We start from the raw sequence: 13,729 nt of genomic DNA on the forward strand, positions 1-13,729 counted from the left end.
TCTGTGAGCGCATTTTTAGTTTTTGACTGATACGATTAGTATTTCCAAAAACTGGGATGGAACAGTACAGCCACGGTTAAAATCTCTAAGCGGCCGAGCAACATACCCAAAGAAAGTGCCCATTTAGCCAAATCGGGCAGCGTCGAGAAGTTACCCGCAGGACCAATGATGGGGCCAAGCCCAGGGCCTACGTTGGTGACTGCGGTAATAGCGCCGGTAAAGCTGGTCATGGGGTCTAGCCCCGTCAGCACAAGAATCACCGAGAGTCCAACAATCACAAACATAAACAGCAGCACAAAGGTGATCAGTGAGCGCACAATATCTTCACTGATCAGACGGTTGTTATAGCGCTCCCGGAAGATGCCATTGGGATGGCATTGCTGCTTTAACTGCTCGCGCATAATGGCGCCGGCAATTTGGAAGCGGAAGATTTTAATCCCGCCAGAGGTGGAGCCCGAGCAGCTACCGACAAACATTAAGAATAAAAACGCGATATTCGCAAACGCGCCCCAGGCGCCGTAGTCGGTTAAACCATAACCTGTGGTGGTGACCACTGAAACCACGTTAAAGCTGGAGAGGCGCAGCGCGTCGATAAGGGCGATATCCCGCGTTTGCCACAGCCAGAAGCCAATAAAACAAGACACAAAAGTGAGGAAAAACAAGAAACCTTTGACTTGAGCATCGTTCCAGACGGTGAAGTCTCGTTGCTGGATCATCTGCACAAACATCAGCAGGGGTAAGCCTCCCGCTGCCATAAACACTACACCAACCCAATGGGCTGAGTTCGAAAACGCCGCCATCGAGTTATCTGAGGTCGAATAGCCGCCCGTCGACAGTGTGGTCATCGCATGGTTAATGGCTTGAAACCAAGTCATGCCTGCAAGATGGTAGGCAACACAGCACATCACGGTCAGCAAGATATAGATAAAAAAGAGATGCTTAGCCATGTTTTGGGTGCGGGGCACCGCCTTATCGCTCCAATCCGATGACTCGGTGCGGAACAGCCGCATACCACCGACGTTTAAGAAGGGCAGAATCGCCACCGCCATCACGATAAAGCCGATACCGCCTAGCCATTGCAGCAGCGAACGCCAGATTAAGATACTGTGGTCCATAGTATCTAAGCCCGAGAGCACGGTTGAACCAGTGGTGGTAATGCCGGACATGGTCTCGAAGAAGGCGTCTGTATAGCCAATGCCGTGGTACAAGGTAAAAGGCATGGCGGCAAACAGGCTCACGATCAGCCAAGTGAGGCTGGTGAGCAGAAACATATCGCGAATATTGAGGTTAATGGTTTTGCTCTGGCCGTTATGCAAACAGAGGCTGGCGCAAATCCCAGTGACTAAAGCCGACAGCATGAAAGCGCCCACGGTTTCCTCACCATTGAATACGGCAAGGAGCAGGGGCGCTAACATAAAGGCTGTTAACATCGACAGAAACAGCCCCAAAATAAACAATAGCGGTCTAAAGTTCAGCATAAGATGATGACTTAGAAGAAGAAGGCGCTAGGTTGGAACAGTTTCTCGACTTCGCCGACAAACTTTTTGTTCACGAGGAACAGAATCACGTGATCCCCTTGTTCTATCACTGTTTTGTCGTGGGCCATCAGCACTTCTTCGTTACGCACTATGGCGCCAATGGTGGTTCCCGGCGGCAGCTTGATATCACCAATCGCCTTGCCAACAACCTTAGAGGTGCTGGAGTCGCCATGGGCAATGGCTTCAATCGCTTCGGCGGCGCCGCGGCGTAAGGAATACACGTTACAGATATCGCCTTGGCGGATGTGGGTTAGTAAGGCTGAAATCGTCGCCTGCTGGGGTGAAATCGCGATATCGATATTCGCTTCCTGCACAATATCCACATAGGCTTCGCGTTGGATCAGCACCATCACCTTTTTCGCCCCCATGCGTTTCGCTAACAGGGCGGACATGATGTTGGCTTCATCGTCGTTGGTGACGGCAATAAACACGTCAGTTTGGTCGATATGTTCTTCGAGCAGCAACTCTTGATCTGAGGCGTCACCACAAAATACTGTAGTGTTTTCAAGCTGTTCAGAGAGCGTTTCGGCGCGTTCAAACTTATGTTCAATCAGCTTGACTGAGTGGGTGCGTTCGAGGCGTTTAGCCAGGCCTAAGCCGATATTACCACCGCCAGCAATCATGATATTGCGGTAGGAGTTATCCAGCTTTTGCATCTCACTCATCACCGCGCGGATATGGCGACTGTCGGCCACGAAAAACACTTCGTCATCGGCTTCGATAATAGTCGTACCGCGGGGCATGATAGGGCGACCTTGGCGGAAAATCGCCGCCACCCGGGTATCAATATTTGGCATATGCTCGCGAAGCGCGGCCAAGGCATTACCGACCAAAGGGCCGCCGTAATAGGCGCGAACCGCAACTAAACTTAAACGGCCTTCGGCAAATTCGAGCACTTGCAGCGCCCCTGGATATTCAACCAAACGTTGAATGTAAGCGGTCACTAACTGCTCAGGTGCGATAAGTTCATCGATCACAAAACCACCGCGAGGACGCCCCTCGCTATTTTTGGTTTCACTGTCGATAAATAATTTATCGCGCATTGCCAGATAAGGTTCAGAGCGAATACGGGCGATTTTAGTCGGTGTACCAAATAGGCTGTAGGCCATTTGGCAGGCGACCATGTTGCATTCATCGCTGTTTGTCACAGCAATCAGCATGTCGGCATCTTCGGCGCCAGCCTCTTTTAGAACATCGGGGTGGGCACCGTGGCCCGCCACGACGCGAAGGTCATATTTATCCTGCAGGGCGCGTAATCTGGATTTGTCGCTATCGACTATGGTGATATCGTTGTTTTCACCCACCAAATTTTCGGCCAAGGTTCCCCCGACTTGACCCGCACCTAATATGATAATTTTCATGGCCTTGCTTACTTCCTAATGGGTCGCTTTCAATAAACGGGCGTAATAAAACCCATCCATGTTGTGTTGTCCCGGCGTGATTTGCCAACCTATATCTTGGCTTGAAGCCTGCTGGGCAAGTGTGTCTAGCTTAGCATCTGCGGTTCTGGCTAAAAATGCACTAATTTGGTCTCGATTTTCCTGCGGCAAAATAGAGCAAGTTGCATACAGGAGTGTGCCACCGGGTTTGAGCCACTTCCAGCAGTGATCGAGAATTTGTCTTTGCAGCTCAGCCAGTTCTTCGATGTCATGGTTTTTGCGTAACCACTTGATATCGGGATGACGGCGGATTACGCCCGTCGCCGAGCAAGGCGCGTCGAGTAAGATACGATCAAACTGTTCACCCTGCCACCATGAGTCGATGTTGGCTGCATCGCCATGAATAACTTCCGCTTTTAATGATAAACGGTCAAGGTTCTGTTGCACGCGCTCGAGACGTTTAGCATCGAAATCGACGGCGACCAGTTGGATGCTGGGTTCAAGTTCGAGTAAATGGCAGCTTTTGCCGCCCGGTGCAGCACAGGCATCGAGAACCAGTTCATTCGCTTGTGGAGCCAGCAAGGTCGCGGCCCATTGGGCGGCGCCATCTTGTACCGAGGCCGCACCTTCGTGGAAACGCGGCAATGTTGCCACATCCTTTGGACGGGCCAGCAGTATGGCATCATCACTGAGGCCCGCACTGGCTTCTATCTCTAGCTCACTCAGGGCGGCAAGATATGCATCGCGGCTCTGGGAGAGGCGATTGTTACGTAACCACATGGGTGGACGCTCATGGCTTTGCTGGATTATCTCTTGCCAATTATCGGGATAAGCGGCTTTTAAGCGCTTAATTAACCAACCCGGCGTGTTGTAGCTTAAGGTCTCTGACTCTGTGCTTAGCGGTGTTAATTGGCGCTGAATATTACGCAGCACGCCATTGACTACCTTTACCATGCCCTCAAATTTTAACTGACGGCAGGCCTCGGCGGTTTCGGAGATGGCGGCATGGCTTGGAATGCGGGTGAAGTAAAGTTGATAACAGCCAACAATTAATAGCTGGTGGATGATCCTTTGCTTACCTTTCAGCGGCTTGGCCAAACACTCCGCCACGCGTTTTTCGATCTGCGGCAAGGTGCGCATCACGCCGTAGCAGAGCTCTGCGAGCAGGGCTTTATCTTTACCACTGGCTAGATGCTTTTGCTGTTCTGGCAGTGCAACTGAAAGTGACACGCCTTTCTCTAAGACTTCGAAGATGGCTTTGGCCGCCAGTGCACGCAAGTTCATCATTATTGCGCCTCGTTATTAAGACGAGTGTTTGGGGTAAACCAATCGGCGCGGGCATTGAGTATGTCGGCCACGCTGAGTGGTTTTTTACCGGGTAATTGCATGCTGAGCAGAGTTAACACACCATCGCCGGTGGCGACTTCAATGCCTTTTTTACTGGCGCTGATAATAGTGCCGGGGGCGGCATTGCTGCTGGTGGTGCTGACTTGGGTCTGCCACACCTTGATGGTATTGCCTTGGTGCTCAAAATAGCTCACAGGCCAAGGATTGAAGGCGCGGACTTCTTGCCACAATTGAGTTGCGGATTTGCTCCAATCGAGTCTCGCTTCTTCTTTACTGAGTTTTTCGGCGTAGTTCGCTAAGGCTTCATCTTGTTTTTCAGCCGTTAGCGTGCCGTTGGCTAAACCTTCGAGTGCTTGAAGCAGTGCGTTTGGCCCTTGCAGAGCTAACTTCTCGTAAAGAGTGGCTGAAGTATCATCATCTTCAATCGGCAAGTAGGTTTTCAGTAGCATGTCGCCGGTATCTAGGCCGACATCCATTTGCATGATAGTCACACCGGTTTCTTTATCGCCTGCCCACAATGCGCGTTGAATCGGCGCCGCACCGCGCCAGCGTGGCAAAATAGAACCGTGAACATTGATGCAGCCTAAACGCGGCGTGTCGAGCACTACTTTAGGCAGAATCAAGCCGTAGGCGACCACTACCATAATATCGGCATTGAGGGCGGCAAGTTCTTGCTGCGCGGGTTCTTTACGCAGAGAGCCCGGCTGATAAACCGGAATGTCGTGGCTGACTGCGAGTTCTTTCACTGGGCTGGCGGTGAGTTTTTTACCGCGCCCTGCGGGTCTGTCCGGCTGAGTGTAGACGGCAATCACATTGTGATGTGAGTTGATCAGCGCCTGTAAATGGCGAGCGGCAAAATCCGGTGTTCCGGCGAAGATGATATTGAGTGGTTTCAAATCTGGTCCTAATGCTTATCTAGCGTCCTGTCTGGCCGCTTTTTCAAGTTTCTGTTTGATCCGTTGGCGCTTCAATGGCGACAGGTAATCGACAAATAACTTACCTTTGAGATGATCCATTTCATGCTGAATACAAATAGCAAAAAGCTCATCGGCTTCAACGGTGAATTCATTACCGTGTCTATCCAATGCCTTGACGGTAACAAACTCGGCGCGGTCGACCTTGGCATAGATACCTGGGACGGACAGACAACCTTCTTCGTTACAGAAATCACCGCTACTGGCAATAATTTCGGGATTGATAAAGACTTTAGGACGATCGACCTCGTCTTGTAAATCCATCACGATCAGTTGTTTATGATAGTCGACCTGGGTTGCTGCCAGACCAATGCCTTTTTCTTGGTACATGGTCTCGAACATATCATCGATTTGCGTTTGCAACTCAGCAGTAAACTCTGTGACCGGGGTCGCTTGAGTTCGTAATCTTTCATCGGGAAAGCGTAAAACTTTTAATAGTGCCATACTTAAACTCTTAACAAGTCTGTCAAATCTCAATCAGTTGGTTATACTGACTGAGGCTAATGGGCTAATTTTAATCTTTAGTGCCTATCAATAACAGTAAAAGCTCGATTTAAGAGCTAAACAACATGGACCGCACCATGAAACGGCTAATTTTACTTGCGTTAATGACATTTAATTGCACGTTGGTTTCCGCTGATACTCTCACGCTGAAAGCAGGGCATCCCGAGTCATATGTGGTAAAGAAGGGCGATACCCTTTGGGATATCTCGGCCACCTTTTTAAATGACCCTTGGAAGTGGCCACGTTTATGGGATGTTAACCCCCAAATTGCTAACCCTCATTTAATTTATCCCGGCGATCAGCTCACTTTAGTCTTTATCGATGGTCAACCCCGATTAGTGCGTAATGGCGCTAACGAGGGAAAACCCCATATTCGCAAAACCCCTGAGGGACGCGTGATTGCTAAGAGCAATGCGGTGCCTGCGGTTGATTTAGCGTTAATCCAAAACTATCTAGTGCAAAACCGTGTGGTCGATGCCGACTGGTTTGCACAGCAACCTATGGTGCTCGCGGGTGAGAGTCCTTCACGTCACCATGTGGTTGGTGATGTGATTTATATCGATAGCGAACTACCCTTAAACCAAAAGCTGGGTATGTATGAACGCGGTCGTGACTTCTTCAATAAACAAACGGGTGTAGCCTTAGGACAAGAAGCGATTCTGGCGTCTACTGGCCAAGTGATTGAATCTGGCAAAGTGTCTAAGGTTAAAATCCTCAGTAACTACCGTGAAACCAAGGCGGGTTTTAGGGCGTTACCTATGGAAGACGAAGCCCTGATGTCAGCCTATTTTACGCCAAAACCTGCTGAGCTTAAGACGCCGGCGGCCGTACTAGCGATTGAGTCGAAAATGCGCGAGGCGGGTAAGCTCAATGTGGTGTACTTAGATAAAGGCACTCAGGATGGTGTTGAGCCGGGTGAAGTGTTCTCCATTTACCGCGATGGCGAAGAGATAGTGATTAATAACGATGGCCAACCCGTACCTACGACCGAGCGCACCGCCTATGACAATGTGGTGGCGTCACTGTCGTCAGATCGCGCCATCAAGATGCCCGATATTTACCATGGCAAACTCTTAGTCTTTAAAGTGTTTGATAAAGCGAGCTTAGGTTTGATTGTCTCGACTGAACGTTCTGTACGTGTCGACGATAAATTAATTGCGCCAGACTCCTTAGCCTTTAGAGGTGAATAATCCCTGAACATTTGGTCGATTGGTTAATTGTAAGTGCGGTATCTGGGCTAGGACCCGCTCGGACACAACAATTATTAACGCACATGGATGTGGACGACCTCAGGCAAAGATTGGAGCATGAGAGACACTCGCTCCCTTTGTCTGACAATCTACTCCATAGCTTAGTCATTGATTATCAAAGGGTTGATGCCGCCCTTGAGTGGCAGCAACAGTCCGAACAGCATCACCTCGTTTGTTTTACCGATCCCCTTTATCCTCCATTACTTAAACAGTTACCCGATCCTCCAAGCGTCTTGTTTATCAAAGGCTGCGTTGAGGCGCTGTTGCTCCCCTCGCTCGCGATAGTCGGGAGTCGTAATGCGTCTCCCGGTGGATTACAGGTTGCTTATCAGTTAGCTCGAGAGATGTGCGCGCTAGGATTTAGTATTTGTAGCGGCATGGCGATGGGGATTGATGGCGCCGCCCATAAAGCCTGTGTTGACCATGGAGGAAGAACGCTTGCGGTGCTCGGAACGGGGATTGATATTATTTATCCACGTCGACATAAGCAGCTTTATGAGGATATTCAGCACCAAGGCTGTATAATAAGCGAGTTTTGGCCGGATATAGGGCCTTTTGCAGGCAATTTCCCGAAACGAAACCGCATTATTAGCGGTCTTTCTTTAGGTACGCTGGTGGTTGAGGCTTGCCGTAAGAGTGGTTCACTCATCACCGCAAGGTTAGCGATGGAGCAGGGGCGTGAGGTCTTTGCGGTTCCGGGCTCGATTCTCGGCGGCTTTCATCAAGGCTGCCATGATTTATTACGGGATGGGGCAAAACTTGTGGAGAGTGCGGCCGATATAGTGGAAGAGCTGGTAAGTTTGACGGCGTTTCACCTTGAAGAAGTCAACACTCGCCACCATATACAGCAAGGTGAGATTTGTGATTTGCCATTTTCATCGCTGTTAGCTAGTGTAGGTTATGAAACTACAACAATTGATGCTGTAGTCGAACATAGTGGGAAAACGATAGATCTGGTGTTAGAACAAATGCTTGAACTTGAGTTGCAAGGTTGGGTTGTTGCAGTACCCGGTGGTTACGTCAGAGTAAAGAGGAGCTAGCCATGTTTGATATCCTCATGTATCTATTTGAAAACTATGTTCACAGTGAAGTTGAACTGTTAGTGGATGAAGACGAGTTAACCAAGGAACTCACTCGTGCTGGTTTTCACCAGTCAGAGATTTTGAAAGCCTTAACTTGGTTGGAGCGTCTGGCTGAGTTGCAGGAAGGGGATAAGCCTTACCTGTGCAATCATGATCAGCATTCATTTCGGATTTACACCAAAGAAGAAATGGAAAAGCTGGACGTGGAATGCCGTGGATTCCTGCTATTTTTAGAGCAAGTGAAAGTGCTGAATGTCGAAACCCGTGAGATGGTAATCGACAGAGTTATGGAGCTCGATGAGCCTGCCTTGATCCTCGAAGATCTTAAGTGGGTGATTCTGATGGTGCTCTTTAATGCGCCCGGCCATGAGTCCGCCTATGAGCAAATGGAAGATTTAATTTTTGAGCAGCCTGAAGAAGGTCGGCTACATTCTTAAGCGTTGCGATGTGATGAATAATGAGAAAGGAGGCTAGCCCTCCTTTTTTGATGCCATAAGCTTGTTAATACCTGTGTGGTGAGTTATCTGCGGATTAGACGCAATGACTGGTGGTAATGATTATGTCTAAGATCGATGAACAACTATTTAGTGCCCATGAGCACGCACTGGAAAAAGAATTCGAGCTATGCCCAGAGTGTGGCAGCGAGTTGTCGGTAAAACATAGCAAACATGGGAGTTTTATTGGTTGTAACAACTATCCCACCTGCCAATATACCCGTCCCTTAGTGCAGCATGAATCGATTGAAACCCAAGTGATTGAGGGTTCCAAGTGTCCCGCGTGTGGCCATGAGTTGGCGGTTAAATCGGGGCGTTTTGGTATCTTTATCGGTTGCACCCAATATCCCAGTTGTACCCACATTGAAAGGCCAGATCAGGAGAGCGATAAACCTGAGGTTGCATGTCCCGAATGCAAAACTGGCAAGCTAGAGCATCGTACCAGCCGTTTTGGTAAGAGTTTTTATGCCTGCAGTGCGTATCCCAAATGCAAATTCATCGTGAATTATCCCCCCGTTGCCGAAACTTGCCCGAGTTGTGGTTTTGGTATTTTAGTCGAGCGCAAAGGGGCCGCGGGGATGCGTTTAGAATGTCCGCAAAAAAGCTGTAAATACAAACGCGCGCTTTAGTGTGATCTGGCTCTAAAGATTTGGTCGTATAAACACCCTTGGGTATAATCCCCCATCGACCACGGATGGGGTGGCCAAGCGCTAAAAAAGCCAAAACGTGTTTGTAGAAATCGATTCAATTCATAAGGTGATATTAAGATGTTACAGCTGCACCCATCTGAAATTAAAGACATAGTGCTAAACGGTGGCGTTATTGCCTATCCCACTGAAGCCGTTTATGGTTTGGGCTGCGATCCCGACAACGACACCGCCATCCAAAAATTACTCGCGGTAAAGCAACGTCCTTGGCAGAAGGGGCTTATCTTAGTGGCGAGCGAGTTTTCCCAACTAGTGGATTATGTCGATGAGTCACAGCTGAGCGCCGAGCAACTCGAGTTTGCCTTTTCTAAATGGCCAGGTCCCTTTACCTTTGTGATGCCGATTAAACCGCATGTTTCGCGCTATTTATGTGGTGAGTTTGATTCTATCGCCGTGCGTGTCTCCGCCCATGAAGGGGTGCGAGCCTTATGCCAAGCCTTAGGTAAACCACTGGTTTCGACTAGCGCTAATTTAGCCGGCGAAGATCCCGCGCTCAGCGGTGATGAAATTCTTAATGCCTTTGAGGGTAAGATTGATGCCTTAGTGTTAGGGTCATTAGGCGAACAGCGTCAACCCTCCACCATTATTGATGCCCGCAGCGGTAAGATATTACGTAACGGACAATAACTGATTTATAACGCAAAGGATAAAAGCAGATGAGCGTGCCAGATGCGACAGTGGTAAAAGCATTTTTACTCGATCTACAGAATCGAATTTGTGCGGGTCTTGAGCAGTTGGATGGGCAAGCAAGCTTTGCGGCCGATTCATGGACACGCACCGAAGGCGGTGGCGGTACCAGTCGTGTCTTAACTCAAGGTGCGGTATTCGAGCAAGCTGGGGTGAACTTTTCCCATGTAACAGGTGCAGCCATGCCCGCATCGGCAACGGCTCATCGACCAGAATTGGCGGGGCGCAGTTTTGAGGCTATGGGCGTTTCTTTAGTGATTCACCCTAAAAACCCTTATATTCCAACTACCCATGCTAACGTGCGTTTCTTTATTGCCCATAAAGACGGTGCGGATCCCGTTTGGTGGTTTGGTGGTGGTTTTGACTTAACGCCTTACTATCCTTTCGAAGAAGATGTGCGTGAGTGGCATCAAACCGCTAAAAATCTGTGTCTGCCCTTTGGCGACGACGTATATCCTAAATATAAGAAGTGGTGTGATGAGTACTTCTTCCTGCCACATCGTAACGAAACCCGCGGCGTGGGCGGATTGTTTTTCGATGACTTGAACCAAGCTGGCTTCGATAAGAGTTTCGATTTTATGCAGGCGGTGGGGAATGGCTTCTTAACCGCCTATGCGCCGATTGTTGAGCGCCGTAAAGAGACGCCTTATGGCGAGCGTGAGCGTGAGTTCCAGTTATATCGTCGCGGCCGTTATGTTGAGTTCAATCTGGTATACGACAGAGGTACCTTGTTCGGCCTGCAAACTGGTGGTCGCACTGAGTCCATTTTGATGTCAATGCCGCCATTGGTACGCTGGCAATATGCTTATACGCCAGAGGCGGGTAGCCCAGAGGCAGATCTTTACGATAACTACCTCAAACCTCGAGATTGGGTATAAGCACGCTAACACGAGTCGCGTAATCAGTACTTTACTGATTACGCATATGATCAGCCAGAGTTGAAATCGCCTCATAGATAGCGGCGCGATGCTCTGGCTTTTTTATATGTTTTTCAATGGCAAACTTCATGCAAAATAGCCATTGATCCCGCATTGTCTCATCTACTGCGAAGGGCATATGCCGTGCGCGTAATGCGGGATGACCATACTTTTGCTGATATAACTGCGGGCCGCCGAGCCAGCCACTTAAAAATTCATAGAGCTTCTGTTCCGACTCCGCAATCGGCGCACGGTGAATCGCGAATAAGGCTTGTGTTTCTTCTGAGCTTGCCATTTTCTGATAGAAACTATTGGCAATCGCGCGGATCACTTCGTCGCCACCAATTAAATCATAGGCATTTGACTGATTCGGATCCCTGTCATCCGGCACGCTTGTGTGTTTACTAAAAATCTTTTTAAGCCAGTTCATAGGTCTAACTGCATTGCTGTCTACAATATCGATGCGCGCATTATAGCCTGAATGCCACGGTGAAACAGAAGGCTAAAGTCAGGTACAACAACTTAGGCTCGCCATTAGGCTGTGCTACCGCCTAAAAGCACGCTAGACTGCAAGCCAATCACAGCCAATAGAATCCCGCAGATGACAGATATGCCTTCAGTAACTACGCCAGCGCTTGATCGATATGCCGTATTTGGCAATCCGATCGGTCACAGTAAATCGCCCTTTATCCATGGACAGTTTGCGTCCCTTACGCAGCAGCCTTTGAGTTATGAAGCGATTCTGGCGCCCATCGATGGTTTTGAAGCGAGTTTACGAGCATTTTTTCAGGCGGGAGGAAAGGGCGCGAATGTGACAGTTCCCTTTAAAGAGCAAGCCTTTGCTCTCTGCGACAGCTTAAGTGCCGAAGCGACGCTGGCGGGGGCGGTCAATACCCTAAGCTTGCTGGCCGATGGCACTCTTTATGGTGATAACACCGATGGTTTGGGGCTGGTGGCCGATCTTATTCGCCATCTCGGCAGTTTGCAGCATAAGCGGGTGCTCTTGGTGGGGGCCGGCGGCGCTGCGCGCGGCTGTATCTTGCCATTGCTTAAGGCTGAAGTGGGTCAATTGGTCATCACTAACCGCACTCAAAGTAAGGCGCAGGCCTTAGTGGAGATTTTTAGCCAAGTACAACAAGGGCGCTACAGCGATAAACTCCAGTTGCTGTCGATGCCAGAGTTGTCGGGGGAGTTCGATTTAGTGATTAACTCGACCTCAGCGAGTCTAGCGGGAGAGCTACCGCCACTACCACAGTCCATCATCGGCAACAAAACGGCTTGCTACGATATGATGTATGGCGCAAAACCAACGGCATTTAATCAATGGGCTGTGCAACAGGGCGCAGCGCAAGTGATTGATGGACTGGGTATGCTTATCGGTCAGGCGGCAAAGAGTTTTGCGCTCTGGCGTGGCGTCGAGCCAGATACCTCAGGAGTGCTTAAATTGCTCAGGGACAAACTACAGGCCGATGCGCAATAGAGGCTCAAGAGGAAGATAAGATGAATCAGAGTATTTTATTCCCCGATCTGCAACATTGGGATGTAACCCAAAAGCACATTTGCTTTATTGCCCAGCAGCAGGGAATGAACATTAAGTGTTATATCAGCGCGCAGAAGCTGGCGCAGTTAAATGACTTTTCGCCTCAGCCTAATAGCGATGAAGCGGCCGCCATGTTAGCGCTATTTGATGCGGTGCGATTCGATGCCGAAGAAATGGCAGAAGCCTTAATTGAAGCAGAAGAGTTTGATGAGTTTGGCGCAGTGCACTTAGGCTAAGAGCAAAATAAACAAGATGGCAGCCTAAACACTGCCATCCAATTTAATAGCAACACTACTCTGGCTGAGGTTCTGCCAAGTATTCGTTTTTCAAGCGCACATAGTTATCCGCGGATTCGGGTAAAAACTTCAATTCCGCTTCGGTTAAAGGTCGCGCCTGTTTTGCAGGACTACCGACATATAAGTAGCCGCTCTGCAACACCTTGCCTGGCGGTACTAACGAACCTGCACCTAAAATCACATCATCTTCTAATATGGCACCGTCGAGGATAATCGCACCCATCCCGACTAATACACGATTGCCAACCTTGCAGCCATGCAACATCGCCTTATGCCCAATTGTCACATCATCACCAATGATCAGTGGATGACCCTCAGGACGAGAGGCGGATTTACGGGTCACGTGCAATATGCTGCCATCCTGTACATTGGAGCGCTTACCAATACGAATATGGTTTACGTCACCACGCGCCGCCACCATAGGCCAAATACTGGCGTCTGTATCTAAAGCGATATCACCAACGAGTACCGAAGCTGGGTCTACATACACATTATCGCCGAGTTGTGGATGAATCCCTTGGTAAGTTCTGAGTGGCCCTGACATAAAAAAGTCCCTAATTGAGTGGTTTTTCGCATTATAAAGGCTAAAAACTGACTGGTCAGGTCAAATATCCAACGAACAGCGTAAAAAAGCTAATTATCTTCAATTTAGGGGTTGCACAAAAAGTTCTGCTGCCTATAATGCGCATCCACTGACACGGCAGACAGCGAAAGCGAACGCAGTATCAGTCAGAATCGAATGCAAAATGTGCAGTTGATTCGAAAGCCTCAAGAAGTTTGCAAAAACGCCTTGACGCGACAAGGGAAATGCGTAGAATACGCAGCCCTGACCCGCTGAGCGGTAACGCGAAGTGAATGGTCAAATGCTCTTTAACAATCTAAACAAGAAATCTGTGTGGACACTCACAGGTGTTGAGTTAATCGAAATTACTCTGCCGTTTGGCGAGTAATCAAAGAATTAAATCAATGAATGAGTGTTCATAGCAATATGTACAACGACTTATTAAGTTAAGT

15 protein-coding genes are annotated in these 13,729 nt (G+C 49.1%); 8 read left to right on the forward strand and 7 right to left on the reverse strand.

The window, feature by feature from the left end:
• Window positions 1-35 precede the first annotated feature (35 nt).
• The 5 genes from CBX96_RS18990 to def are packed head-to-tail and all read right to left on the reverse strand — an operon-like array spanning window position 36 to window position 5,682.
• Window positions 36-1,478 carry a TrkH family potassium uptake protein gene (locus tag CBX96_RS18990; protein ID WP_086904520.1) on the reverse strand — a complete coding sequence of 481 codons (1,443 nt, stop codon included), beginning with the start codon at window positions 1,476-1,478 and terminating at the stop codon, window positions 36-38.
• Window positions 1,479-1,489: 11 nt separating this feature from the next.
• Window positions 1,490-2,899: a Trk system potassium transporter TrkA gene (gene trkA / locus CBX96_RS18995; RefSeq protein ID WP_011620862.1), complete on the reverse strand. Its 1,410-nt coding sequence runs from the start codon at window positions 2,897-2,899 to the stop codon at window positions 1,490-1,492.
• A 15-nt stretch (window positions 2,900-2,914) separates the two neighbouring features.
• The gene (gene rsmB / locus CBX96_RS19000; protein WP_109287729.1) at window positions 2,915-4,201 is read right to left on the reverse strand and encodes a 16S rRNA (cytosine(967)-C(5))-methyltransferase RsmB; all 1,287 of its coding nucleotides are present in this window, start codon (window positions 4,199-4,201) and stop codon (window positions 2,915-2,917) included.
• 2 nt (window positions 4,202-4,203) lie between these two features.
• A complete protein-coding gene (fmt, locus tag CBX96_RS19005; protein WP_109287724.1) occupies window positions 4,204-5,160 on the reverse strand; it encodes a methionyl-tRNA formyltransferase in 957 nt (318 codons plus the stop codon).
• A gap of 15 nt (window positions 5,161-5,175) precedes the next feature.
• Window positions 5,176-5,682 (reverse strand): peptide deformylase, encoded by a 507-nt coding sequence (gene def, locus CBX96_RS19010; RefSeq protein WP_023266024.1) that lies wholly within the window; start codon window positions 5,680-5,682, stop codon window positions 5,176-5,178.
• Window positions 5,683-5,807: 125 nt separating this feature from the next.
• Between def and CBX96_RS19015 the strand changes: the two genes are divergently transcribed.
• The 6 genes from CBX96_RS19015 (at window position 5,808) to hemF (ending at window position 10,840) form a co-directional block, all read left to right on the forward strand.
• Window positions 5,808-6,932 (forward strand): LysM peptidoglycan-binding domain-containing protein, encoded by a 1,125-nt coding sequence (locus CBX96_RS19015; RefSeq protein ID WP_109287725.1) that lies wholly within the window; start codon window positions 5,808-5,810, stop codon window positions 6,930-6,932.
• 83 nt (window positions 6,933-7,015) lie between these two features.
• Window positions 7,016-8,032, forward strand: a complete 1,017-nt coding sequence (gene dprA, locus CBX96_RS19020) for a DNA-processing protein DprA (protein ID WP_023266022.1) — start codon at window positions 7,016-7,018, stop codon at window positions 8,030-8,032.
• Window positions 8,033-8,034: 2 nt separating this feature from the next.
• Window positions 8,035-8,511, forward strand: a complete 477-nt coding sequence (locus CBX96_RS19025; protein WP_011620868.1) for a DUF494 family protein — start codon at window positions 8,035-8,037, stop codon at window positions 8,509-8,511.
• Window positions 8,512-8,633: 122 nt separating this feature from the next.
• Window positions 8,634-9,197 carry a type I DNA topoisomerase gene (locus tag CBX96_RS19030; protein ID WP_109287730.1) on the forward strand — a complete coding sequence of 188 codons (564 nt, stop codon included), beginning with the start codon at window positions 8,634-8,636 and terminating at the stop codon, window positions 9,195-9,197.
• Between the two features lie 138 nt (window positions 9,198-9,335).
• Window positions 9,336-9,902, forward strand: a complete 567-nt coding sequence (locus tag CBX96_RS19035) for an L-threonylcarbamoyladenylate synthase (protein ID WP_011620870.1) — start codon at window positions 9,336-9,338, stop codon at window positions 9,900-9,902.
• Between the two features lie 29 nt (window positions 9,903-9,931).
• A complete protein-coding gene (gene hemF, locus CBX96_RS19040) occupies window positions 9,932-10,840 on the forward strand; it encodes an oxygen-dependent coproporphyrinogen oxidase (RefSeq protein ID WP_086904514.1) in 909 nt (302 codons plus the stop codon).
• A gap of 31 nt (window positions 10,841-10,871) precedes the next feature.
• On the opposite strand, the gene CBX96_RS19045 is transcribed toward hemF, so the two are convergent.
• Window positions 10,872-11,309, reverse strand: coding sequence for a group II truncated hemoglobin (locus CBX96_RS19045; RefSeq protein WP_109287726.1), 438 nt, complete (start codon window positions 11,307-11,309; stop codon window positions 10,872-10,874).
• Window positions 11,310-11,480: 171 nt separating this feature from the next.
• On the opposite strand from CBX96_RS19045, the gene aroE reads away from it, so the two are divergent.
• A complete protein-coding gene (gene aroE / locus CBX96_RS19050; RefSeq protein WP_109287727.1) occupies window positions 11,481-12,359 on the forward strand; it encodes a shikimate dehydrogenase in 879 nt (292 codons plus the stop codon).
• Window positions 12,360-12,379: 20 nt separating this feature from the next.
• Entirely contained in the window at window positions 12,380-12,655 is a 276-nt protein-coding gene (locus CBX96_RS19055; protein WP_109287728.1) for a DUF1488 domain-containing protein, read from the forward strand.
• A 55-nt stretch (window positions 12,656-12,710) separates the two neighbouring features.
• Here the strand turns inward: CBX96_RS19055 and CBX96_RS19060 are convergent, their stop codons facing one another.
• Window positions 12,711-13,259: a gamma carbonic anhydrase family protein gene (locus CBX96_RS19060; RefSeq protein WP_086904512.1), complete on the reverse strand. Its 549-nt coding sequence runs from the start codon at window positions 13,257-13,259 to the stop codon at window positions 12,711-12,713.
• Window positions 13,260-13,729 lie beyond the last annotated feature (470 nt).

Origin of the sequence: Shewanella sp. BC20 (assembly GCF_003129585.1) — a bacterium.
Classification (GTDB): Bacteria; Pseudomonadota; Gammaproteobacteria; order Enterobacterales; family Shewanellaceae; genus Shewanella; species Shewanella seohaensis.